2 protein-coding genes are annotated in these 590 nt (G+C 69.7%); both read left to right on the plus strand.

Translation table 11 applies throughout. From position 1 onward, the window contains the following. On the plus strand, positions 1–323 hold a 323-nt coding region (locus tag P3H15_RS54385), incomplete at its 5' end, for a helix-turn-helix transcriptional regulator (RefSeq protein WP_276144884.1). After that, positions 320–590 (plus strand): arsenic resistance protein (locus P3H15_RS54390; RefSeq protein ID WP_369426243.1); only part of this gene is annotated, 271 nt, incomplete at its 3' end. The genes P3H15_RS54385 and P3H15_RS54390, both read left to right, overlap by 4 nt.

Here is a 590-nt window from a genome sequence, read left to right on the forward strand (position 1 = left end):
CCGAGGACTGGGCCGGCGATCTGGCGCGGATGTTCAAGGCGCTCGGTGACCCGGTACGCCTTCGCCTGCTGTCGTTGATCGCCTCCCACGCCGGCGGCGAAGCGTGCGTGTGCGACATCTCTGCATCGTTCGACCTGTCGCAGCCGACGATCTCCCATCACCTGAAGGTGCTGCGCTCGGCCGGACTGCTGGACTGCGAACGCCGCGGCACCTGGGTGTACTACTGGGTGATCCCCTCAGCCCTGCAGCAACTGTCCGCGGTACTGCTCACCGAGGGCGGACCGGTCGTGCCGTCTCCCACGTGCGCCGAGGCCCCGGCATGAGCGCGGCCCCGACCACCGAGCACCCGGCCGTCGTCGGCAAGCTCTCCACCCTCGACCGGTTCCTGCCGGTGTGGATCGGCGTCGCCATGGTCGCCGGCCTGCTCCTGGGCCGGACGATCCCCGGCCTCGGCGACACCCTGGGCGCCGTCGAAATCGACGGCATCTCGCTGCCGATCGCCCTCGGCCTGCTCATCATGATGTACCCGGTGCTGGCGAAGGTCCGCTACGACCGACTCGACACCGTCACCGGCGACCGCAAACTCCTCC

This window comes from Rhodococcus sp. T2V (genome assembly GCF_029269925.1).
Lineage (GTDB): Bacteria > Actinomycetota > Actinomycetes > Mycobacteriales > Mycobacteriaceae > Rhodococcus_F > Rhodococcus_F koreensis.